19 protein-coding genes are annotated in these 22025 nt (G+C 68.4%); 5 read left to right on the top strand and 14 right to left on the bottom strand.

Going from position 1 to position 22025, the window contains the following annotated elements; all coding sequences use genetic code 11:
- Positions 1-60 precede the first annotated feature (60 nt).
- From HDA44_RS36870 to HDA44_RS00980, 3 genes are all read left to right on the top strand, one after another.
- Complete coding sequence (locus HDA44_RS36870; protein ID WP_238352325.1) at positions 61-2142, top strand: coiled-coil domain-containing protein; 2082 nt, start codon at positions 61-63, stop codon at positions 2140-2142.
- Entirely contained in the window at positions 2139-3596 is a 1458-nt protein-coding gene (locus HDA44_RS00985) for an AI-2E family transporter (protein ID WP_184830509.1), read from the top strand. Before HDA44_RS36870 ends, HDA44_RS00985 begins: the two co-directional genes overlap by 4 nt.
- 941 nt (positions 3597-4537) lie before the next feature.
- Positions 4538-6418, top strand: coding sequence for an HNH endonuclease signature motif containing protein (locus HDA44_RS00980; protein WP_184830508.1), 1881 nt, complete (start codon positions 4538-4540; stop codon positions 6416-6418).
- Between the two features lie 813 nt (positions 6419-7231).
- Here the strand turns inward: HDA44_RS00980 and HDA44_RS00975 are convergent.
- From HDA44_RS00975 to HDA44_RS00925, 11 genes are all read right to left on the bottom strand, one after another.
- Positions 7232-7666, bottom strand: a complete 435-nt coding sequence (locus tag HDA44_RS00975; RefSeq protein ID WP_184830507.1) for a GNAT family N-acetyltransferase — start codon at positions 7664-7666, stop codon at positions 7232-7234.
- Positions 7667-7676: 10 nt separating this feature from the next.
- On the bottom strand, positions 7677-8423 hold the full coding sequence (locus HDA44_RS00970) for a PIG-L deacetylase family protein (RefSeq protein ID WP_184830506.1): 747 nt from the start codon (positions 8421-8423) through the stop codon (positions 7677-7679).
- Positions 8424-8433: 10 nt separating this feature from the next.
- The gene (locus HDA44_RS00965; RefSeq protein ID WP_319040256.1) at positions 8434-9312 is read right to left on the bottom strand and encodes a carbohydrate ABC transporter permease; all 879 of its coding nucleotides are present in this window, start codon (positions 9310-9312) and stop codon (positions 8434-8436) included.
- Entirely contained in the window at positions 9309-10256 is a 948-nt protein-coding gene (locus tag HDA44_RS00960; RefSeq protein WP_184830505.1) for a carbohydrate ABC transporter permease, read from the bottom strand. Before HDA44_RS00960 ends, HDA44_RS00965 begins: the two co-directional genes overlap by 4 nt.
- On the bottom strand, positions 10253-11536 hold the full coding sequence (locus HDA44_RS00955) for an ABC transporter substrate-binding protein (RefSeq protein WP_184830504.1): 1284 nt from the start codon (positions 11534-11536) through the stop codon (positions 10253-10255). Before HDA44_RS00955 ends, HDA44_RS00960 begins: the two co-directional genes overlap by 4 nt.
- 1 nt (position 11537) lies before the next feature.
- Positions 11538-12503, bottom strand: a complete 966-nt coding sequence (locus tag HDA44_RS00950) for a GNAT family N-acetyltransferase (RefSeq protein WP_184830503.1) — start codon at positions 12501-12503, stop codon at positions 11538-11540.
- Positions 12503-13621 carry an exo-beta-N-acetylmuramidase NamZ family protein gene (locus tag HDA44_RS00945; protein ID WP_184830502.1) on the bottom strand — a complete coding sequence of 373 codons (1119 nt, stop codon included), beginning with the start codon at positions 13619-13621 and terminating at the stop codon, positions 12503-12505. The genes HDA44_RS00950 and HDA44_RS00945 overlap by 1 nt, the downstream gene beginning before the upstream one ends.
- A 131-nt stretch (positions 13622-13752) precedes the next feature.
- Positions 13753-14544, bottom strand: a complete 792-nt coding sequence (locus tag HDA44_RS00940) for an alpha/beta fold hydrolase (protein WP_184830501.1) — start codon at positions 14542-14544, stop codon at positions 13753-13755.
- A 23-nt stretch (positions 14545-14567) separates the two neighbouring features.
- Positions 14568-14861, bottom strand: a complete 294-nt coding sequence (locus HDA44_RS00935; RefSeq protein ID WP_184830500.1) for a hypothetical protein — start codon at positions 14859-14861, stop codon at positions 14568-14570.
- Positions 14862-14891: 30 nt separating this feature from the next.
- Positions 14892-16286, bottom strand: coding sequence for a M28 family peptidase (locus HDA44_RS00930; RefSeq protein ID WP_184830499.1), 1395 nt, complete (start codon positions 16284-16286; stop codon positions 14892-14894).
- A 113-nt stretch (positions 16287-16399) separates the two neighbouring features.
- Complete coding sequence (locus HDA44_RS00925) at positions 16400-17425, bottom strand: fatty acid desaturase family protein (protein WP_184830498.1); 1026 nt, start codon at positions 17423-17425, stop codon at positions 16400-16402.
- 189 nt (positions 17426-17614) lie between these two features.
- Between HDA44_RS00925 and HDA44_RS00920 the strand changes: the two genes are divergently transcribed.
- Both HDA44_RS00920 and HDA44_RS00915 read left to right on the top strand, forming a co-directional pair.
- On the top strand, positions 17615-18913 hold the full coding sequence (locus HDA44_RS00920) for a sensor histidine kinase (protein ID WP_184830497.1): 1299 nt from the start codon (positions 17615-17617) through the stop codon (positions 18911-18913).
- The gene (locus tag HDA44_RS00915; protein WP_184830496.1) at positions 18865-19512 is read left to right on the top strand and encodes a LuxR C-terminal-related transcriptional regulator; all 648 of its coding nucleotides are present in this window, start codon (positions 18865-18867) and stop codon (positions 19510-19512) included. Before HDA44_RS00920 ends, HDA44_RS00915 begins: the two co-directional genes overlap by 49 nt.
- A 1-nt stretch (position 19513) precedes the next feature.
- Here HDA44_RS00915 and HDA44_RS00910 read toward each other — a convergent pair whose 3' ends face one another.
- From HDA44_RS00910 to HDA44_RS00900, 3 genes are read right to left on the bottom strand one after another with little or no spacing between them, the layout of a single operon-like run.
- Entirely contained in the window at positions 19514-20275 is a 762-nt protein-coding gene (locus HDA44_RS00910; protein WP_184830495.1) for an amino acid ABC transporter ATP-binding protein, read from the bottom strand.
- Entirely contained in the window at positions 20272-21162 is an 891-nt protein-coding gene (locus tag HDA44_RS00905) for an amino acid ABC transporter permease (RefSeq protein WP_337905572.1), read from the bottom strand. The genes HDA44_RS00910 and HDA44_RS00905 overlap by 4 nt, the downstream gene beginning before the upstream one ends.
- A complete protein-coding gene (locus tag HDA44_RS00900; RefSeq protein WP_184830494.1) occupies positions 21159-22016 on the bottom strand; it encodes an ABC transporter substrate-binding protein in 858 nt (285 codons plus the stop codon). Before HDA44_RS00900 ends, HDA44_RS00905 begins: the two co-directional genes overlap by 4 nt.
- Positions 22017-22025: the final 9 nt, after the last annotated feature.

Raw genomic sequence — 22025 nt, 5'->3', positions numbered from 1 at the left:
GTTCTGACAGGCTTATCGTGGGGAATTCACCCGCTGAGCCGCCAGAAGGGACATCCGGTAATGCCTGACGAGTCGAGCCTGCCGTTCTTCGACCGTACGGCGACTGCGGCCGGGGGCTTCCCGGTCAGTCGTCGTGGGTACGACAAGCAGGCGGTGGACGACTACGTCCGCGCGCTGGAAATGCAGCTGGCCGAGACCCGCAACCACGCCGAGCAGCTGCAGCAGAGCGTCGCGCCGATGCAGCTCCAGCTGGAGGAGACCCGGCGCCAGCTCGAAGCCAGCGCCAACCCGTCGTACGCCGGGCTCGGCGACCGGGCCGCGCAGATCCTCCGGCTCGCCCAGGACCAGGCGTCCGAGGCGCTCGAGGAGGCCAAGCGGGAAGCCGACGAGCTGCGTACCAACGCGGCCAAGGAAGCCGCCGCCGCGCGTGCCACCGGCGACCGCGAGGCCGAGGACATCCGCACCGTCGCGCTGAACGAGGCGGACAGCATGCGCCGGACCGCCGAGGGCGACGCGGCCGAGTCGCGCCGGACCGCCGACACCGAGGCGGCCGAGGTGCTGCAGGCCGCCCAGCGGAAGGCGGAGCAGCTGCAGCTGACCGCCGAGTCGCAGGCGAGCACGCTGAAGAACGGCGCGCTGCACGAGGCGGAGAAGATCCGGACCGCGATCCAGCGCGAGTCCGCGGCGCTCCGGGCCCGGCTCGCCGACGAGCGCGAGCAGCAAGCCAAGGAGCTGGCCGACAAGCACCAGCAGATCGCCGCCGACACCGACAGCCTGACCACCCAGATGAAGGAGGCCGCCGAGGCATCCGAGCGCCGGGTGGCAGAGGCGACCGAACAGGCCCGCAAGATCCGCGCCGAGGCCGAGGAATCCGCCGAGCGGACCCTGTCCCGCGCCCGCCGCGAGGCCGAGCAGCTGCTCACCACCGCCCGTACCCGCGCCGAGGCCGAGCTCGCCAACTCCGCCGACGAGGCCGAGCGCTCCCGTACCGTCGTCGCCCGCGAAACCGAACGCCTGGCCAAGCGCCGCGACGGCATCCTCACCCAGATCGCCGGCCTCAACGAAATCGCCAGCAACATCGCCCGCCAAGCCGGCGAACTCGACTCCGAAACGGCAGCAGGTCCCTACACGAACCCTTTCGCCAAACCTGACACCGGCCCCGGCCCCGGTGTCAGCCCGGAAGCAAGCAGCGGGTCCGGCGTGAGCGGCGCGTCCGGCCTGAGTGGTGGGTCCGGCCTGAGTGGTGGGTCCGGCGTGAGCGGCGCGTCCGGGCTGACCGGCACCGCGTCACCAACAGACCGCCACGGCAGCCCACGCCCGGCATCTACCAGCCCGTTCTCCCCCACCCCAGCCAGCCCCTTCGCCACAACCCCCACCCCCACCAGCACCACCTCCGCCAGCAATATCTCCACAGGCACCAGCACCAGCACCAGCGGAACCAGCGGCATCGACTCCGCAGGCACCGGCTCCACAGGCACCGGCTCCTCCACAGGCGCCGGGGCGACTGGCGCGGGCGCGGGTACCTCCCCGGGCCTCGGTTCCACCGGCGCAGGCTCCTCCGCGGCCGCGGGCTCCTCCGCGGGCCTCGGGTCGACCGGTGCGGGCTCGAGCGGTACCGGCTCGGGGTCGACCGGTGCGAAGGGCAGCTCGTCCGGGGATGACGGCGGACCGTTCACCGGCGCCAGCCCGTTCGTGGGTTCCGCCGCTGGTGACGCCCGCGTCGACGAAACCCGCATCGACACCAACCTCCGCGTCGACGCGAAGGACACCAGCACCCTCGCCGGCAAAACCCCCGACCCGACTTCGTACACCCCCAGCAAAACCGCAGGCGGCCCCACCACCTCCCCGTCCACCACCTCCAGCTTCGGCAACACCACCACCGGCACCTCCGGCACCTCGAGCTCCACCGGCACCGACTCCCCCGGCGCCGCGCGCTCCGGCGGGTCGGCTTCCGGTGGATCGGCGGGTGCGGGTGTGTCCGCGACCGGCCGGGGTGCTGGTTCGGATGAGGACGAGCCGAAGGATTCGACGATGGTTGACGAGTTCCGGCTGAATGACCTCACGACCGAGCAGACTCGGGTGGACGGCAAGGACGCCGACGCGGCCTCCTCGACCGCGCGACCCCCGAAGGACAAGATGTGACGCCAGCCGGCGACGACACCTCCACGACAACCACCGACGCGGACCGCACCGAAGCCTCCGACGAAACCCAACCCACCGAGGCCAAGGCAGCAGCCCACCCCACCGACACCGCAAAAACCCCGGCAGGCTCTGCAAACACGTCAGCCGACACCGCACGTACGTCCGCTGACGAGGCTGCTCGCTCGGCGGCTGAAGCGGATGCGGCTGCCGCCGAGGCGGGTACGGCTGCGACGAACGCGAAGGCCGACGCGGCTGAGGCGAAAGCGGACGCAGCTGAGGTAAAAGCGGACGCTGCTGAGGTAAAAGCAGAGGCTGCTGAGGTGGGGGCGGCTGCGCGAGTGGTGGATGAGGATGTGGACATTGCCGGCGAGTTGTTGATGGACGCGCGGCATCCGAGTGAAGGGATGGGTCTGCCCGGCCCGCCGCTGCGCCGGGGCAACCCGTTCACCTTCGGCTTCTTCGCGGCGCTCGGTGTACTTTTCGCCTGGGGACTGTGGAACGCGCTCGGCCAGGCCCGCTCCGTACTGATCCTGCTCCTGGTTTCGATCTTCATCGCGGTCGGGCTGAACCCGCTGGTCGAGTGGTTCATGCGCCGTGGCCTGAAACGTGGGCTGTCGGTCGGTGTGGTGTTCCTGCTGATGATTCTCGCGGTCGTCGGCGTCGGGTTCGCGATCGTTCCGGTCGTCACCGACCAGATCGACAGTCTGATCAAGAACGCCCCGGGGTACCTCGATCTGCTGGAGAAGTCGAAGACCCTGACGAACCTGAACGACAAGTACCACTTCATCCAGAAGGCCCAGGAGTACATCCAGGACCCGGCGCTCGCCCAGCGCGCGTTCGGCGGCATCCTCGGCGTCGGCAAGGTGGTCGCGAACGCGCTGTTCAACACGTTCACGATCATGATCCTGACGTTGTACTTCCTGGCGTCGCTGCCGTCGGTGAAGCGGGCCGCGTACAGCCTGGTCCCGAAGACCCGCCGGCGCCGCGTCGCGATCCTCGGCGACGAGGTACTCGGCCGGGTCGGCGGGTACGTCAGCGGTCAGTTCATGGTCGCGCTCTGCGCCGGTACGTCGATGTTCATCTTCCTGGAGATCGTCGGCATCCGTGACTACGCGGTGGCGCTGGCGATCGTGGTGATGTTCTGCGGCTTCATCCCGATGGTCGGCGGCCTGATCGGGGTCGTCGCGGTCTCTCTGATCGGCTTCACCGGCGGTCTCTGGACGGGTGTCGCCTGCCTGATCTACGGCGTCATCTACCAGCAGATCGAGAACTACATCATCGCGCCCCGCATCATGCGCCGCGCCGTGGACATCCCCGGCGCCGTCACCGTCATCGCCGCCCTCCTCGGCGGCGCCCTCCTCGGCGTAGTAGGCGCCCTCCTCGCCATCCCCTCCGCCGCCGCCATCCTCCTGATCATCCGAGAAGTCTGGGTCCGCAAAGCCGACGCCTCCTGACAACCCCACCCACCCCAGACCAACCCTCAAGCCCGCACTTGAGCCGACACTCACGCCCAAGCCAAACCGACACTTGAGCCAACGCGGACGCTGGCCCACTCAGCGCCTCAGGGACATGCGATCCGCCGGACCGACCGCCCGTCCATCGCGTCGACCGGTGAGTCGGCGCTAGGCCGACGATTGGGCCGGTGCTAGACCGGCTGCTATCTGGGGGTGGCGCGGGCGTTGGCTCGCTTGGCGCCTCGGGCTCGGGGTGTGGCTTGCGCTGACGGGCTCAAGCTCGTACCGGGTGGATGAACCTGCTCGCGGTTGCGGGCCTTCGTGTGGGGAACGTCGACCAGTTGTGGTGGTCGTCCGTCGTCCAGGTGGATGACGAGATCCGATGCGAACTCCTTGCGCGCTCGTCGCATCGCCTCGGCCGACGGCCCCTCCTCGCCACCGGCAGAAACGTGGATCGTGTTCAACCGGGCGGTGCGGCTGTCGCTGCGCAGGCCGTACCAGGCACCCTGACCGCATCGCTGACAGCCAAGGCAACGTACACATCTTGGTCAGGGCTTCGCGGGCTCACTGGAACCCGCTGGTGGGATACGCCGAGCTCCAGGCTCTCTCCCGGGACCGGAGCGCGAGCACGCCGATCAGGCGGCGTACGCCCGGAGACAGCTCCGCAACTCACGTCCCGCGCCGGGAGCGCGAGCACGCTACTCACGTCCCGCACCGGAGCGCGAGCACGCTGCTCATATCCCGCACTGGAGCGGTCGCGTCGATAAGCCACGCGGCTACGTCCCGGGTGAGCTCGTTCGGCACATCGGACGAGTGGCTGGTCTCGACGGCGACGGTCGGTCGAGAGTGGTACGTCGGCAGGGGTGAAGGTCGTCGAAATGCCCTGAAAAATAAGGGGATTTCGCGAAGAACTGTCCGAGCCGGAGGGTATAGTTATCGGCATGGATGTTCTCGGTGGGCGCTCGGTTGTTGCGTTGGGCAACCATGAGCTCCTGCCCGTGCTCGACGAGCTGGACGCCGAGATCATCCGGCTGCAAGGGCTGCGTTTGCAGGTCGTCGCGCGGATGGAGGAAACGGGCTACGCCCAGGAGCTCGGCGCGCGCGACACCGTCGATCTGCTCGCCTTCCGGCACCGCCGAGACCGGTCAGAGGTCTGGCGAGACGTCCGGCTGGCGCGGGCATTGCCGAGGTACGCGGCCGTAGACGCCGCCCTCGCCGACGGGATCAAGGTCGGCAGCACCCAAGCCAGCGACTCCGACGGGATCGAAGGCGGCAGCTCCCAGGACGGCGACTCCGATGGCACGTTCCGGGCGATGCAGACCGCCCACGCGGCTGCGATCGTCTCCGAGCTCGAACGAGTTCGGACCCGGGTCCCGGTGGAAGACCTCGATGTCGCCGAGAACCAGCTGGTGTTGCTCGCCGCCCATCTTGCTCCGGGTGAGCTCCGCGCCGCGGCGAAACAGCTCTGCAACCTCCTCGACTCCGACGGGCCCGAGCCCGAGGAACAGCGGGCCTACGACCGCGAGTCCCTGACCCTCACGACTGCCGATAACGGCGTCAAGTTCAAGGGGTACCTCGCCAACGAGAACGCCGAACTCCTGCGTGCGGTCATCCACGCCGGTGCCCGCCCGCACAAGACCGCCGACGGCGAGCTCGATCCCCGCGCCCGCGACAAGCGCCAGGCCGACGCCCTCAGCACCGCCCTGACCGTCGCCGCCAACACCTGGGACACCAACGCCAACGCCCGGGACACGACCGCCAAAACCTGGCACACCAACGCCAACGGCCGGGACACGACCACCAACGCCTGGGGCGCCAAGGACACCGGCATACGTACGCCTGGTGCACCAGTGCCGGGGTACGGGGCCAAGGCGAACATCACCGTGACGATCGACCTGGACGACCTCAGGTCAGCCACCGCGAACGCCACTGGTCAGACGGCCTACGGCGACGAACTGTCCGCGACCACCATCCGCCGCCTGGCCTGCGATGCGAACGTCATCCCACTGGTCCTGGGCTCCAACTCAGAGCCGCTGGATGTCGGCCGCCGTGAACGTCTCGTCACCAAATCCATCCGCCGCGCCCTGAACGCCCGCGACCGTGGCTGCGTCGTCTGCGCGGCTCCTCCACTCAGGTGCGACGCCCATCACCTGATCTCCTGGCTCGACGGTGGCGCGACGACGGTCGACAACCTCGCGTTGCTCTGCCGCCGCCACCACGTAGACCTCCACGCCGGCCGCTGGCACGTGACCATCACCAACGGCATACCCAACGTCACCCGCCCCAACTGGGCCACTCCACCAGGCCCGGGGCGTCCCCGCCGGCGCCCGGTCAACCGCCCCAGCTGGACCACACCACCGGGCGCGGACCAGCTGCGCGGCAACCGGCGGATCACGTCCCCAGAGGCCGAGGGGGGCCGTCCCCGCCGGCGCCCAACCGAGCGCGACAAGGTGCCCACACCCGTGCTTTCAGGCACCACCCCTGCCCGCCCTGATCAGCATGCGCTCAACCAGGCCGGCGTAAGAACCCACCATCCCGAAGGCATCCCCGCCACACCCCCGGCACCTGACCCGTGGAGCCACCCGGACCCACCCGTCCCGACCACACCCCCGTCGCCCGACCCGTCGGGCCACCTAGACCCGTCTGTCCCGGCCACGCCCTCGGCGCCTGACCCGTGGAGCCACCTGGTCCCGCCCGTCCCGCGAGCCAGCCGCTGGAAGGCGGACGAAGCGACCCTCACCGCGGCGGTCCGGTTCGCTGTCTGGGGTCACCGCACGCGCACTGAGCCCGCAACCGGACCGCCGTCCTTCGCAACCATCTGAGCCACCGAAGCCCGGAGGATCAAGACCGAGCTGCCTGTACCCCTGGGCGCCTGACCCGTCGGGCGACCTGGACCCGCCCGTCCCCGCCACGCCTCCGGCACTTCACCCCGCCGGGCCACCTCGACCCGCTCCTCCCGGCGACGCCCTCGGCGCCTGACCCGTCGGGCCACCTGGACCTGCCCGTCCCCGCCACACCCCGGCGCCTGGCCCGCGGGGCTACCTGGACCGGGCCGTCCCGCGAACCAGTTGCTGGAAGGTCGACGAAGCGACCCTCACCGCGGCGGTCCGCTTCCACCGCGGCGGTCCGGTTCGCTGTCTGGGGTCACCGCACGCCCACCGAGCCCGCAACCGGCCCGCCATCCTTCGCAACCATCTGAGCCACCGAAGCGCCCAGCCGAGGCCGGTGTGAGATGACATCCAGGGCCCGGCGGATCAAGAAGGCGCTGCCTGTACCCCCGCGTCGGCCTGACCTGCATCCCGCTCCGGGATCGCACCCGTGGCAGCAGCATCTGCTGAGAGCCGCCGCGGCCGACGCGGGTGTCCGGCCCGAGTTGCGCCGGCTGGCCGGTATCTCAAGGTTTTCACCTGGGGCGAGATCGCGGTACTGCCCGGCCGCGACCGTCTTCTCGACGATCGCGCGCGGACGTCCTGCCCGGCGGTGTCCATCGTCGCGGATCGTCCGGCTGCCGGAGGTGCTCGGGCGTGGTTTCGGCGGGCTCACCGAGTGGCCGCCGACGAAGCCGGTTCGCTGCCCTGCTCTTCAGATGTGCCCTGCGCTTCAGGTGTGCCCTGCTCTTCAGATGTGTCTGCTCTTCAGAGTGGGATCACGTAGAGGATGAAGCCGCGGTTTTCGGCTACCTGGTCGTAGAGGCGGCGGGCGGTGGTGTTGGATTCGTGGGTGGACCAGTACACCCGGCCGCATTCACGCTCCCGTGCCCAGGCGGTGACGGCTTCGAGCAAGGCGCGCGCCACCCCCTGCCCGCGGGCCTCCGGCGCCGTGAACAGGTCCTGCAGGTAACAGGCGTCCGGCGCGGTCGTACTGGCATGCGTCAGGAAATGCGCGATCCCGACCAGCTGTCCGTCCAGCCGCGCCCCCAACGCATGCACTTCCTCGTCCCGCCCGAACCGTTCCCAGGCCTGGGCGAAGAACTCGTCCGGCATCGTGCGCCCGTAAAACTCGTTGTACCCGGCAAACAATTCCTGCCAGGCACCGCGATCAGTACCGTCCAACCGGCCAATGGTGAGCATGGCGGACAGATTACGGGCCGGCGAGTTTGGTGACCTCGGGGGATTGGTTGGTTTGGAAGGCGCAGGCTCGGGGGTACGAGGCGAGGCAGCCTCGGGTGGTCATCAGGGCGGTGTAGTAGTCGATGTAGCGGAAGCCGTAGGTTTCGCCGCGGGCGAAGGCCTGGTGGCGGATGGCGGAGACCCAGCGGTAGAAGGCCTCCTCGGGGATGGGGACGTACAGGGAGGGGGTGAAGCCTTCCATGTCCTCCCAGTTCTCGGCGTGCAGGAAGGAGCGGACGCCGTGCCGCGGGAGTTCGGCGAGCTTCGCGGCCAGCTCGGGGTACGGCGAGATCGCCGCGAAGTCGTCCTCGGGTACGACCGGGAGGCCGGCCAGGAAGCGGGCCCGTTCGGCGAGTACGGCGGTGTGCTCGTGGTCGCGGTGAATCGAGTGCTTCCAGTGCGTGATGATCGTGTCCGGCTGCTTCTCGCGGATGATCCGGGCCAGCTGCAGCGCCACGTCGTCGGTGTCGGGCAGGAAACCGTCGCTGTTGTCGAGCACCTGGAAGTCGGCGCCGATCGCCTCCGCGAACGCGCTGCCCTCGGAGATCTTCTGCTTCTTGTACTCGGCCGGCGACAGCCGCGGGTGACCGCGCTCGCCGGGGGTGAGCGCGACGATCGTCGCCGACGCGCCCTCCAGCACGAGCTTGGCGAGCGTCGGTCCGGCGGTCAGGTCCATGTCGCCGATGTGTCCGCCGATGGCGAGCACGCTGTTGCTCATAGGTAACTCCTCATTTCAGGCCACTGAGTACGACGCCGCGCACGTAGTACTTCTGGAAGATCAGGAACACGACCAGCACCGGCAGCGTGCTGATCACCAGGCCGGCCATCACGATGGGCATCGTCCGGTCCGGGTCGAGGAAGCTCTGCAGCAGCTGGATGCCGACGGGCAGCGTCTGCAGGTCGGGGTCGGAGGACGAGATCAGCAGCGTCCAGATGTACTCGTTCCAGGTGCCGATGAAGGTGATCAGCCCGAGCGTGATCGCCACCGGTTTGGTCTGCGGGAGCACGATCAGCCGCCAGGTCTGCCACTGGTTGGCGCCGTCGATCTTGGCCGCCTCGAGCATCTCGTCCGGCAGCGACACCATGAACTGCCGCATCAGGAAGATCCCGAAGCCGGACACCGTGAACGGCAGGATCAGCGAGATCAGGCTGGTGGTCAGCCCGCCGTCGCCGCCGCGGCCGAGGATGTCGTTGCCGCCGGCGAGCGGCCAGTTCAGCATGATCAGGAAGGTCGGGATCAGCAGCAGGAACGGCGGCAGCATCATCGTCGCCAGGATGAACCGGAAGATCACTGCCCGGCCGCGGAACCGCAGCTTCGCCAGCGCGTACCCGGCCATCGACGACGTCACCAGTACGGAAATGGTGACGCTGACCGTGACGATCACGCTGTTCTTGAACAACCGGGGCAGCTCCAGCTGGGAGAACGCCTCCTTGTAGTTGTCCAGGTTGAACGACTCGGGCAGCAGTTTGTACGGGATCACGCCGTACTCGCCCGCGCCCTTGAACGAGCTCATCACCATGTCCAGGAACGGCATCACCATCGCCACCGCGCCGAGGATCACCACCAGGTACGCGAACCACGGGAACTTGCCGCGCCGCCGTTTCACGACGTCTCCTCTCCACGCCGCCGGGCCACCCACAGCTGCAGCAGCGTGATCGCCAGGATGATCACGAACAGCACCATCGCCATCGCGCTCGCCGTACCCCACGCGCCGTACTTGAACGCGCGCTGGTACATCTCGAACGCGGCCACGTTGGTGGCGTTCACCGGTCCGCCGTCACCGGTCATCACGATGATCAGCGCGAACGACTGCAACCCGCCGATGAACTGCGTGATCAGTACGAACAGCAGCGCCGGCCGCAGCAACGGCAGCGTGATCGACCAGAACATGTGCCACGAGTTGGCACCGTCCATCTCGGCCGCCTCGTAGTACATGTCCGGGATCGCCTTCAGGCCGGCGGTCAGGATCAGTACCGCGCCGCCGATCGACGCCCAGGCGTGGACGACGGTCACCGACGGCAGCGCGTACGACGCGTCGGACAGGAAGCCGACGCTGTTCACGCCGAGCTTGTTCAGCACCGCGTTGATCAGCCCGGCCGGCTGGTACATCATCTTCCAGACGTTGCCGATGGCAACCACCGTGGCGACCACCGGCAGGAAGTACAGCACCCGCCAGAAGCCCTGGAAGGACAGCCGGTCGATGCAGTAGGCAACCAGTACGGAACCGAAGGTGGCCATGAACACCGCGCCGAACGCGAACAGCAGCGTGTTCACCAGGATCGGCTTCACGAAGGTGCCGTCGAAGCTGAGCACTTCCTTGAAGTTCGCGATCCCGGACCACTTCATCGTGCCCAGGTCGAAGCCGCCCCAGTTCGAGAACGCGAGCACGATCGCGAACATGAACGGCAGGATCAGGAAGATGCAGAAGAAGAGCAGCGCCGGCGACAGGAACAGGTACGCCGCGCGCCCTTCCCGGTGCAGCTTGCCGGGCCGCGAGACCGGCGCCGCCACGGTGTGGCCGGCGCCGGCCTTGCTGACCGCGGTCGTCATTGCGGCTTGACCGCCTTCGCCGCCTGCGCCAGCGCGTCATCGGGGCTGGCACCGTTGGTCAGTACGCCCATGATCGCGTTGTGCAGTGCCGTCTTCGCCTCGTACGCGCCGGGCTGGTTCGGCTCGGCCATCGCGTACGTGGCGGCCTCGTAGATCGGCGCCATGTTCGGGTCGGCCAGCGACTTCTTGTACTCCTCCTGGTCCGCGGTCCGCGGCGGGATCAGGCCCTGGTCGGCGAGCCACTTGCCGGTCTCCGTGACGTTGCCGCTGGAGGCCTTGTGCTCGTTCATCCAGGTGAGGAACTTCCACGCCTCGGCGGCGTGCTTGCTGCGCTCGTTCACGCCCATGAAGAAGCCGTACGCCAGCGAGCCCTTGCTGCCCGGGGTCGGGCCGGGGATCGCGGCCACGCCGACATCGGTGCCGTACTTGTCCTTCATCTGGGTCTTCAGGCTGCCGATCCACCAGCCGGCCTGGATCGCCATCGCGACGCCGCCGCTGCGGAACTGCTTGGTCGGCGAGATCGACGGGTTGGTCGCCTTCGCCGCCGCCAGGTCGGCCTCGAACTTGAGCGCCGCCTTGCCCTGGTCGTTGTCGAACTGCGGCGACCCGTCCGGACCGAGGAACTTGCCGCCGGCCGAGTTCAGCAGCGACAGGAACGGGTGTACGGACTTGTTGTCGCCGTCCTGGATCAGGCTCAGGCCCTCGACCTGGATGTTGCCCTTGGCATCACGCTTGACCGTCTTCTTGGCGGCGTCGGCGAGCTCGGCCCAGGTGGTCGGCGGCTTGGTGATACCGGCCGCGGCGAGGATCTTCTTGTTGTAGAACAACACGTACGTGTTCAGCTCGGTCGGGTACCCGAGCAGGGTGTCGCCGGTGGTGACCGCGCCGAGCGCGGCCGGGCTGTACTCGGCCTTGATCTTCTTGGCGATGTCGTCGGGTACCTTCGCGACCACGTTCGCCTTCATCAGCTGGCCGCCCCACAGCCCGTACGCGCTGACGATGTCCGCGCCCCGGCCGCCGGTCTGCCGGACGGTCATCGTGGTGAGCAGGTCGTCGAACTTGACCACCTGTGCCTTCACCTGGATCTTCGGGTTGTCCTTGTTCCACTCCTGGATCATCTTGTCCAGGCCTTCCTTGGACGGCCCGTCGCTGTAGTGGCTGAGCAGGGTCAGCTCGACCTTGTCACCACCACCGCCGCTGCTGGAGCCGCCGCCACAGGCCGCGACCGTCGCCAGTAACCCGGCAGCAACGGCAAGACCCAGTCCTCTCGAGATGCGCATCTCATTCCTTCCCGTCGGCCGGGAGCAGCTGCGCCCGGAGGATGGTGAACGTGCGGGTGATGTCGAAACCCGTCTTCAGATAGAGCTGTCCGGCCGCCGACTTCTCGCCGGTCCACAGGAACCAGGCGGAATGTGCCCCCGCGGCAACCATCCGTTCCAGCGTCAGGTGCAGCAGCACCTTGCCGAGCCCGGTGCCGCGGGATGCCGGCAGCACCCCGAACGGCCCGAACCGGTCGATCACACTCTCGTACGTGCCGTGCATCGCCCAGCCGAGAATCCGGCCACCGGGTTCGCGGGCCACCACGATCCGTTCCAGCGGCAGACCGGACACGACACCTTCGCGGATCGCCCGCGACCAGTCCGGGTTGAACTCGCCGCCGGCGATCGAGATCAGCTCGGTCAGCTCGTCACCGGATGGTGTACCAAACGTGTACCCGTCCGCGATCAGGGCGTCGATGCGCTTGCGGACATCGTCCGGGATGGCGTACCCGACCAGGCTCCGGTCCATCGCGACCGCGTCGTACTGCTTCGCGAACCCGAGGCCGGCCAGCAGCTTCGCCGCGGCCGGGTAGCGCGCGGCGTCCAGGCCGGGGAGGAAGTAGTTCGGCGTGTACGAGGAGAAGAACACCTCGGTCCGCCCGTGCGAGCGGAGCCAGTCGGTCGCCGCGGTCAGCAGCTCCCGGCCGATCCCCTGGCCCTGGTGGTCCGGGTGCACGAAGAAGAACGGAATCCAGCCCGAGGCCGGTTCGAGGTCGTCGGCGTCGACCGCGATCAGCCGCCGGATCGCCAGCGCCGCGCCGACGATCTGATCATTGATCACGGCAACCTGAAGGCCGGCCGGGTCGAAGTTCCGGTCCAGCAGGAACAGGTCGCGGAGCCGCTGGTAGCCGATCGGATCGGCCGGTGCCGCTGCCGTCCAGGCAGCCGCCAGCGCCGGCCCGTCACCGACCTGGAACGAACGGATCATCACACGGTCCCTTCATCGAGCAATCCTTCGTAGAGCAACACGCCGGGCCGGACCCAGTCCGCCGGTGTGGTTGCCGAAGGCAAGAGATCGAGGGGGTCGTCGCCGGCCTCGAGTGCCTTGGTCAGCGAGTCCGATCCCCACAGCTTGTCCAACGACGGCAACAGCCCGAAGTCATCCGGATACAGCTCGTTCAGTACCCGGAGCATCACCAGCGCGGTCCGTACCGGCTCGAACGCCTCGCGATCGACCAGGTGCAACTGGACCCCGGACACCGGCGTACCGGCGTGTTTGCTGAACACCGGCTCGAACCAGGTCCGCCGGAAGATCACGCCCGGCAGGTCGCAGGCCTGCAGCGCCGGGACGAAACGGTCGTCCACGTACGGCGCGCCGATCGTCTCGAACGGCCGCGTCGTACCGCGTCCTTCGCTCAGGTTCGTGCCTTCGAACAGCCCGGTACCGGGATAGACCAGCGCGGTGTCCGGCGTCGGCATGTTCGGCGACGGCGGCACCCACGGCAACCCGGTGCCGGTCGACTCCCGCTGCCAGCCGTCGACCGTGACGACCGTTGCCTCACCCAACTGCCGGGCCAGCTCGCCGACGGTCAGCCCGTGCCGGAGCGGGATCGGCGCCCGGCCGACGAAGCTCTCGAACCCGGGCTGCAGCAGCGGCCCTTCGACCTTCATCCCGCCGAGCGGGTTCGGCCGGTCCAGCACGACGAACGGCTTGCCGAGCCGCGCCGCCGCCTGCTGACAGTCGTACATCGTCCAGACGTAGGTGTAGAACCGCGCACCGATGTCCTGGATGTCGAACAGCAGCACGTCCACGTCCGCGAACAGCTCGTCGAGCTGCTGTCCTTCTTTCAAGTACGTGTCGAACACCGGGAGGCCGGTGTCGGGATCGATCCCTTCGGCTTCACTCGCCCCCGCCTGCGCGGTGCCGCGCAGACCGTGCTCGGGGCCGAACAGCGCGGTCAACGGCAGACCGGCCGCCCGCAACGCCACCGGCGTCGGGGTGAGATCCGGCAGTACGCCGGTGAAGTTCGTGATCAGTCCGAGGCGCCCGTCGGGCACCAGCCCCCGGTCCTCGGCCAGACGCTGTGCGCCGGTCCGGACCATCATTGCTACCACCAACCAACCCAGTTCAAGGATCGTGCAGGAACTAGGTTGAAAACTTACCGACGCGATCGGCAGAAGGTCAATGGATTACGGTCACGGTTTGGCCCAAGTCCTGGAAGACATCGTTGTCCACATCATGGAAGGCTGTCTTGTCCACTTCGTGGGAGGAAGGGTCTCAGCGCCGCAAGAAAGTCATCAAGCCGTTCCGCATGCACCCAATGACCGGCCTCCGGCACCTCCGCGTACGTGACGTTCGGGAAGTACTCGGCGATCGTTGCACGATGCACCGGCCGTACGTAGTCCGACTTGCCGCCGTAGATGAACAACGTCGGCCCGGCGTACGTCAGCCCGGCCGCCTCGGCCGGCCAGCCGGAGATCGCTGGCAGTGCCGATTCGATCACCGGCAGGTTCGGCCGCCAGCGCGCGCCGTCGGCATCCATGATCAGGTTCTGCAGCAGAAACGCCCGCGTACCAGGCGTCGGCACGGCCTCGACCAGCTGCGCGTCGACATCGGCGCGCCGAGTGACCGAGGACAGGTCCGCAGCGCGCATCGCCTTCGCGTACTCGACGAACGCCGGCGGGTACGCGACCGGTGCCGCGTCGACCACGATCAAGCGCTCGACCACGGCCGGGTACCGCAGCGCCGTGTACATCGCTGTCTTGCCGCCCATCGAATGCCCGACCAGCGCGACCGGCCCGGTACCGAGTGACTCGATCGTCTCGCGGACATCGTCGGCGAGCTCCGGGTAACTCATCGTCGGTACGTGTGGTGAACCGCCGTGATTACGCAGGTCGAACGCGTACACCCGGTGCTGGTCCGCGAGCCGGCGAGCGGCCGTCATCCAGTTCCGGCCGGAGCCGAACAGGCCGTGCATCACCACGACCGGCGTACCGGACTCGCCGTACGAAGTCACCGGGAGCTTCATCCAAACACCTTCCAAGTACCGAGTCAGTGACTACGTTGCCAGCAAGCCGAATGCCAGTGCCGGCGCTCGTCCAGCGACTGACCGCCGGAGATCGCGCCGAGCAGACTCGGGTTCTCCGGCCACACCACCACATGCGGCGTACCGGGCAGGATCTGCTGGTCACATCCCGGACAGCGGTACGACTTCGCCGACGCCGATCCGGAGACGCGGCGGACGATCCACTCGCCACCGGCCTTCCGCTCCCGGTTCTGGGTACCACCGAGCAGCGGCCGGTCACTGACCGGCCGCTGCCACTTGGAAGGCTTTCGGCGCGACATAGCCCCTCAAGGCTAGCCGCACCGGTTAACTCACTGCCGGGCGACCGCGTACGCGGCGCATCCGATCAGCTCCATCGACACCTGGAGACGTTCCAGGCTGACGTTCTTCGCGATCGTGTCCTCCGGCGAGTGGTACGGCGGTTCCAGGTACGACGGCGCGATCTCGCCCCGCCAGGAGAAGTTCGCCGACGCGATCCCGACCTCCTGGAAGGACTGGTGGTCGGACGCGCCACGCTGCACCGGGCCGACCAGCTGCGCGTCGTACCCGAGTCGTTGCCCGGCGCCCCGAACCGAGTCGGTCGCGGCGTTGGCGAGGCCGGTGAAGGACAGCAGCCAGTACGTCACCGCGGGGTCCCAGCTGGTCGCGACCATGTCGTTCTGGAACACCGCCCGGTACCGGTCGCGCTGGTCCTGGGCGAGCTGCGCCACGTGATACCGCGAGCCGATCAGGCCTTGCTCCTCCGAACCCCAGAGCGCGAACCGCAGCGTCGCGTTCGTCGGGATGCGGCTGAACACGCGGGCCAGTTCCATCGTCAGCACGGTGCCGGAACCGTCGTCGTTCGCGCCCGGCGCGCCGATCACCGAGTCGTAGTGGCCGCTCACCATCACGATCGGGCCGTTCGTACCCGACTTGCCGCGCCGCTCGCCGATCACGTTGTTCGAGATCAGGCCACGGTGCGCCGCGGTACTGATCTTCAACGGCAGCGAGGTGACGACGGCGAGTGCCTCGCGGATCAGGCGCTTCTGCACCTGCGCGACGCCGATCACCGGGATCGGCGCGTCGGTCAGCCCGGCCGGCGAGAACGCCGACGCGCGCCGCGGGTACACCTGGTCGGCCGGCAGCAGGATCACGCCGACCGCACCACGCGCGGCCGCGTCCGCGACGAACGCCGGCCGCGCGGCCGCGGTGTCGTCCGCGATCACGATCGCGCCACGTACGTCGGCCGGCCAGACCGGGGCGCTCGCCGGGCCGGCGTCCCGTACCGGCCCTTCCACGGTCACGTCCAGCTTGCCGCCGGGCGCGGCGCCGGCCTGCCAGCAGATGTCGTCCGGCAGCATGCCGCGGACGTCGGTGATCTGGGCCAGGAACTTGTCGGCCACCGGGAACGGTTCGAGCCGGGTCCGGTACCCGAACTTGTCCAGCTGCCCGGCGATGTAGTCGGCGGCGCGCTTCTCGCTCGCCGTACCGCCGATCCGCGGGCCGATCCGCTCGGACAGTACCTGGAGGTGCTGCAGCGCGCGGTCGGAGGACAGGCCGGACACGATCTCCCGGTCGTACCTGTCCAGCTTCGGCTTGTTCACCGCCCCGGGCCGAAGGTCGTCGACACCCCAGGCAGGCGTGGCGGCGGTCAGTGCGGTGGCGGCGGTGACGCCGGCGGCAGCGCCGAGCAGTCCCCGGCGACTCAGACCGGATCGTTCGGTCATGTAGGTCTCCTCACAAGAGAGGTAGGCGGGCCCCGAGAGGCCCAGACCGTAACCGACGTGCGACTGAGTCGCCTAGGGGTAACCCATGATTGCGAGGGGTTACCCGGTAATTGCTACGCCTGGGCGCGAAGTTCGGCGCCGACCTCGTGCATGTGGCGCAACCCCATTCGGTACGAATCGATCAAACCCGTTGAAAGATAGGGCATTCCGATCTTCTCGCAGTACGCCTTGACCATCGGCTGGGCGAACCGCAGGTTGGCCCGCGGCATGCTCGGGAACAGGTGGTGCTCGATCTGGTAGTTCAGCCCGCCCATCATCCAGTCGATCACCAGACCGCCGTTCACGTTCCGGGACGTCAGCACCTGCTTCTCCAGGTGACCCCAGTTGACGTCGTCGGCCGGCATCTCCATGCCCTTGTGGTTCGGCGCGAACACGCTGCCGAGGTGCAGCCCGAAGATCATGTGGTGGACCAGCGCGAACACCAGCGCCTGGGCCGGCGACAGGATCAGGAACAGCGCGGTGAAGTACAGCACCAAGTGCGCCGCCATCAGCCCGAGCTCGACCTTCTGCTCACGCTTGCGGGCCAGCAGGAAGCGGATGCTCGACACCTTCAGGTTGAAACCCTCCAAGGTCAGCAGCGGGAAGAAGATCCGCGCCTGGTTCCGGGTCAGCCAGCCCTCCAGGCCCTTCCGGCCGGACGCCTGCTCAAGGGTCCAGACCAGTACGCCCTCGCCGACGTCCGGGTCCTTGTCGGTGTGGTTCGGGTTGGCGTGGTGCCGGTTGTGCTTGTCGTTCCACCAGGCGTAGCTCATGCCCAGTACCAGGTTGCCATGCAGCATCCCGATCCAGTCGTGCAGCTTGCGCGAGCTGGCGATCTGCTGGTGCCCCGCGTCGTGCCCGAAGAACGCCGCGCGGGTGGTCAGGACACCCAGCGGAAGCGCGAGCAGCAGTACCCACCAGGAGGCGCCGATCGCGGCGATCCCGGCCCAGGTGAGAGCCATCAGGGCGACGTTGATCCCGATCGCCATCGCGTACGCGGCCGTGCGTCGCTCCAGCAAACCGGCTGACTTGATCTCGCGCAGCAGCGGCGAGAAATCACTGCCGCGGGCAGGGGGAGCTAACACAGGTGGCTGAGCCATCAGGTCCTCGTCTCGGGTTCGGTGGGGGGCCTAGGCGTACAGCCGCGGCCAGCGTACGGCATCAAGCCTCGTCGCCATAACCGTCGATTACATGAGTGCTACTACCCGGAGTGATCGGGGAGCTGAGGCCCGGGCCGCGGTGGAGTTAACTCCCCTGAGCCCGGGACGGCCCTGGGTCATGATGGAGGCATGACAACCGTCGCCCTCACCGAGGCACCGCCGATGCGGTACCCGCGGCTCGCGCAGCCCTGGATCGCGCTGTTCCTCGCCATCCTGGCCGAGCTCGGGATCGCGCTGTTCGTGCTCGGCGTGGTGTCCGTGCCGCTGATCGCGGTCTGGGTCGGCATCCCGCTACTGCTCGTGGTCGTGCCGACCACCCGCTGGTACGCGAACTGCCACCGGACGATGCTGGCCGGCTTCCTCGGCGAGCGGATCCCGCGGCCGTACAAGCAGCCACCGATGCCCGGCATGCTGATGCGGATCCGGACCATCATGACCGACCCGCAGACCTGGCGGGACCTGATCTGGCTACTGGTGAACGCGGTCTTCGGCTTCACGCTCTGCCTGCTGAGCGCGGTGCTGTTCCTGGCCACGCTGTTCTACCTGGTCTACCCGCTGCTGGTCGGGGTCACCCCGGAGGGCGTGTTCACCGAGCCGTTCGGCGGCCTGTTCACGGTGAACTTCGGCACCAGCTTCCTGCTGATGCCGGTGGCGCTCCTCGCGTTCCTGATCTGGCAGGCGGCCGGCGAGCGGCTGCTGAAGGCGAACGCGTTCATGGCCCGCTCGCTGCTCGGCCCGACCGAGAGCGCCAAGCTGGCGATGCGGGTCCAGGAGCTGGCCGAGTCCCGGGCCGAGACGGTCGACACCCAGGCGGCCGAGCTGCGCCGGATCGAGCGGGACCTGCACGACGGCGCCCAGGCCCGGCTGGCGGCCCTGAGCATGAACCTCGGGATGGCCGAGGAGATGGTGGCCCGCGACCCGGCCCAGGCGGCGGCGCTGCTGACCGAGGCGCGGGAGTCGGCCAGCACAGCGCTGTCCGAGCTGCGTGACCTGGTCCGCGGCATCCACCCGCCGGTGCTCGCCGACCGCGGGCTCGAGGGTGCGGTCAAGGCGCTCGCGCTGACCTGCCCGTTCAAGGTCGACGTCACCTTCGACGTACCCGGCCGGCCGGCCGCTCCGGTCGAGTCGGCGGCGTACTTCGCGGTCGCCGAATGCCTCGCGAACGCGGTCAAGTACTCGGCCGCGACGAACGCCTGGATCCAGATCACGCACGAGGACGAGAAGCTGCACATGATCGTCGGCGACGACGGCGTGGGAGGTGCCTCGATCAAGCCCGGTGGCGGTCTGTACGGTATCGAACGGCGGCTGGCCGCCTTCGACGGTACGTTGACCGTGGTGAGCCCGAACGCCGGGCCGACCACCGTGATCATGGAGCTGCCTTGCGAGTCCTCATCGCTGAAGACCACGCCCTCCTCCGGGACGGCCTGATCCGCCTGCTGGAGGCGCACGACTTCGAGGTCGTCGAGGCGGTCGACAACGGACCCCGGCTGGTGCCCGCGCTGGTGGAGCACCGGCCGGACGTCGCGGTGGTGGACGTCCGGCTGCCACCGACGTTCACCGACGAGGGCCTGCGGGCCGCCATCGACGCCCGCGGCCAGGTCCCCGGCCTGCCGATCCTGGTCCTTTCCCAGTACGTCGAGCAGCTGTACGCCCGGGAGTTGCTCACCGGCGGCGGTGGCGGCGTCGGGTACCTGCTCAAGGACCGGGTCTCGAACGTCGCCGAGTTCCTGGACGCCGTCCGCCGCGTCGCCGGTGGTGGTACCGCGATGGACCCGGACGTGATCGGTCAGCTGCTCGCCCGCAACACCAAGGACTCACCGGTCAGCCGGCTCACGCCACGCGAGTCCGAGGTGCTCGGCCTGATGGCCGAAGGCAGGTCGAACGCGGCCATCGCCGCCGCGCTGTTCGTCACCGAGAAGGCGGTCAGCAAGCACACCAACAACATCTTCGCCAAGCTCGACCTGCCGCCGTCCGAGGACGACAACCGCCGCGTGATGGCGGTCCTTACCTACCTGTCGTCCCGCTGACCTACCTGTCGTCGCGCCGCGCGAAGGTGCCGGTCCGGATCCGGCTCAGGAACTCGCGGGTCCGCGGCTCGCGTGGGTTCTCCAGGACCTGCGCGGGCGGACCGATTTCCAGCGGGCGGCCGCGGTGCAGGAAGCAGACCTGATCGGCGACGTCGCGGGCGAAGCCCATCTCGTGGGTACAGACGAGCATCGTCATCCCCTCGGACTTCAGCTCGCGGAGCAGATCGAGCACCTCGCCGACGAGCTCCGGGTCGAGCGCCGAGGTGACCTCGTCGAGCAGCAACAGCTGCGGTGAGTTGACCATCGCGCGGGCGATCGCGGCCCGCTGCTGCTGACCGCCGGACAACTCGTCCGGCCGCGCCGCCGCCTTGTTCGCGAGGCCGACCCGCTCCAGCATCTGCAGCGCGCGGGCCCGTGCGGTGTCCCGCGGCACCTTGTGTACGCGGATCGGAGCCAGCGTGATGTTGTCCAGCACACTCAGATGCGGAAACAGGTTGTACGACTGGAAGACGATCCCGATCCCGGACCGTACCTTGTCCGCGTCGACGCGCGGATCGGTGATGTCGTCGCCGGCCAGCTCGACCACGCCGTCGTCGACGGTTTCGAGCAGGTTCACGCAGCGCAACAGCGTCGACTTCCCGGAGCCGGACGCCCCGATCAGGACGACGCACTCCCCCGCCGCGACTTCCAGGTCGAAACCGTCAAGAACCAGGTTGTCGCCGTACGCCTTGCGTACGCCGCGGATGCTCAGCAAGTTGGTCATACCGGTCCGCCTCCCCCGCCGTACCAGCCTTGTTTGCGGGCCACGTAATCGGTCAGTCGCGTCAACGGGATCGTCAGCGCGACAAAGAGCAGTCCGGCCACTACGTACGGTGTGAAGTTGAAGTCGATCGCCGTTTCCAGCTGGGCCGCCCGGATCGCGTCGATCACGCCCAGTACGGCGATCAGGCCGGAGTCCTTTTGCAGGCTGACGAAATCGTTCAGTAGCGGCGGAAGTACCCGGCGTACGGCCTGCGGCAGGACGACGAAGCGCAGGGTCTGCCGGTACGTCAGGCCGAGTGAGCGCGCCGCGGCCCGTTGGGACGGATGCACCGACTCGATCCCGGCCCGGAACACCTCGGCGACGTACGAGGAGTACGTCAGCACGAGCGCCGCGCCGCCCCAGATCACCGCCTGGTTGGGCAGCCCCCGCAACTGCAGTGCCGGTACGCCGAAACCGAGCAGGAAGATCACCAGCAAGAGCGGCAGGCCGCGAAACACATCCGTGTACGCCGCCGCGAACACCCGCAGCGGGAAGAAGATCGGGCCGCGCAGCGTACGCATGATGGCCAGCGTCATCCCGATCACCACGATCAGGACCGCGCAGACCAGCATCACCCGGACGTTCAGCCAGAGGCCCTGGGCAACTACCGGGAGTGCTTCCCAGCCGCGATGGACGTCGAAGAACGTCTCCCGGACCCGTGGCCAGCCGGGCGTCGAGGTGACGCCGACGACGACCAGCGCGAGCAGGATCACCGAGCTGACCGCGGCGATCAGGGTCGATCGCCGCGCCTGCCGGCCGCGGTACGCGATCCGCTCCCGCTGAAGCGCCGACGGTTGCCACTCGCTGCTTGGCCCGGTTTGCTTGGCCGGCCTCGTTTGCTCGGTCACGAGAGTTCGGGTGCGCCGGACCCGGTCAGGTACTGCTTCTGCAGGTTGGCCAGCGTGCCGTCCGACTTCAGCGCGTCGACCGCCTGCGAAACACAACCGGTCAGCTTCGAGCCCTTCGCCAGCACGAAGCCGAACTGCTCCGCCTTACCGCTGGACGGCAGCTGGCCGACGATCTTGCCGTTGTCGAGCTGCGCCCCGGTCATGTAGAACGCGGTCGGCAGGTCCACCACGATGCCGTCGATCTGCTTGTTCTTCAGCGCCTGCACGGCCAGGTCGTTGGTGTCGAAAACGGCCGGGGTCTGCTTCGGCTTCACGATGTCACGAAGATCGGTGTAACTCGTCGTACCCACCTGAGCACCGAGTTTCGCGTCCGCCAGCTCGGCCACGGTCTTGGCGTTCGCGATCTTGCTGCCCGCGGTGGTGATCACGGTCTGGCGGACGTCGTAGTACCCGGACGAGAAGTCGACCGCCTTGCCCCGATCCGCCGAGATCGAGACCTGGTTCACGTCCAGGTCGAACGCCTTCGGTCCAGGCGCGAAGGCAGTGTTGAACTGGACCGTCAGCCACTTCACGTCGGCCGCCTCGAACCCGAGCTTCTTCGCCACCGCATAGGTGACGGCCGACTCGTACCCCTTGCCGTTACTCGGGTCATTCCCGCTGAACCACGGCTCGTACGCCGGCTTGTCGGTTCCGACCGTCAACGCCCCGGCCGTCTTGACCGCCAGCTTGTCCTTGGCACAATCCGCCGCGCCCGAAGGCGTCGCCGCCGAACCGGACGAGCTTTCCTCCGGTGCGCACGCACCCAACCCCACCAGAGCCACCACCGCCAGGCCCACCACCGCACGCGTTCTCATGCGGAGAAT

The organism is Kribbella solani, from assembly GCF_014205295.1.
GTDB classification, from domain to species: Bacteria; Actinomycetota; Actinomycetes; order Propionibacteriales; family Kribbellaceae; genus Kribbella; species Kribbella solani.
This window is presented reverse-complemented; position numbering and strand designations above follow the sequence as displayed.

Coding starts and splice junctions, on each gene's coding strand:
- HDA44_RS00920 (WP_184830497.1), top strand. CDS start 17,615: ATGACAACCGTCGCCCTCACCGAGGCACCGCCGATGCGGTACCCGCGG.
- HDA44_RS00925 (WP_184830498.1), bottom strand. CDS start 17,425: ATGGCTCAGCCACCTGTGTTAGCTCCCCCTGCCCGCGGCAGTGATTTC.
- HDA44_RS00955 (WP_184830504.1), bottom strand. CDS start 11,536: ATGCGCATCTCGAGAGGACTGGGTCTTGCCGTTGCTGCCGGGTTACTG.
- HDA44_RS00940 (WP_184830501.1), bottom strand. CDS start 14,544: ATGAAGCTCCCGGTGACTTCGTACGGCGAGTCCGGTACGCCGGTCGTG.
- HDA44_RS00950 (WP_184830503.1), bottom strand. CDS start 12,503: ATGATCCGTTCGTTCCAGGTCGGTGACGGGCCGGCGCTGGCGGCTGCC.
- HDA44_RS36870 (WP_238352325.1), top strand. CDS start 61: ATGCCTGACGAGTCGAGCCTGCCGTTCTTCGACCGTACGGCGACTGCG.
- HDA44_RS00970 (WP_184830506.1), bottom strand. CDS start 8,423: ATGAGCAACAGCGTGCTCGCCATCGGCGGACACATCGGCGACATGGAC.
- HDA44_RS00945 (WP_184830502.1), bottom strand. CDS start 13,621: ATGATGGTCCGGACCGGCGCACAGCGTCTGGCCGAGGACCGGGGGCTG.
- HDA44_RS00900 (WP_184830494.1), bottom strand. CDS start 22,016: ATGAGAACGCGTGCGGTGGTGGGCCTGGCGGTGGTGGCTCTGGTGGGG.
- HDA44_RS00935 (WP_184830500.1), bottom strand. CDS start 14,861: ATGTCGCGCCGAAAGCCTTCCAAGTGGCAGCGGCCGGTCAGTGACCGG.
- HDA44_RS00960 (WP_184830505.1), bottom strand. CDS start 10,256: ATGACGACCGCGGTCAGCAAGGCCGGCGCCGGCCACACCGTGGCGGCG.
- HDA44_RS00975 (WP_184830507.1), bottom strand. CDS start 7,666: ATGCTCACCATTGGCCGGTTGGACGGTACTGATCGCGGTGCCTGGCAG.
- HDA44_RS00930 (WP_184830499.1), bottom strand. CDS start 16,286: ATGACCGAACGATCCGGTCTGAGTCGCCGGGGACTGCTCGGCGCTGCC.
- HDA44_RS00980 (WP_184830508.1), top strand. CDS start 4,538: ATGGATGTTCTCGGTGGGCGCTCGGTTGTTGCGTTGGGCAACCATGAG.
- HDA44_RS00910 (WP_184830495.1), bottom strand. CDS start 20,275: ATGACCAACTTGCTGAGCATCCGCGGCGTACGCAAGGCGTACGGCGAC.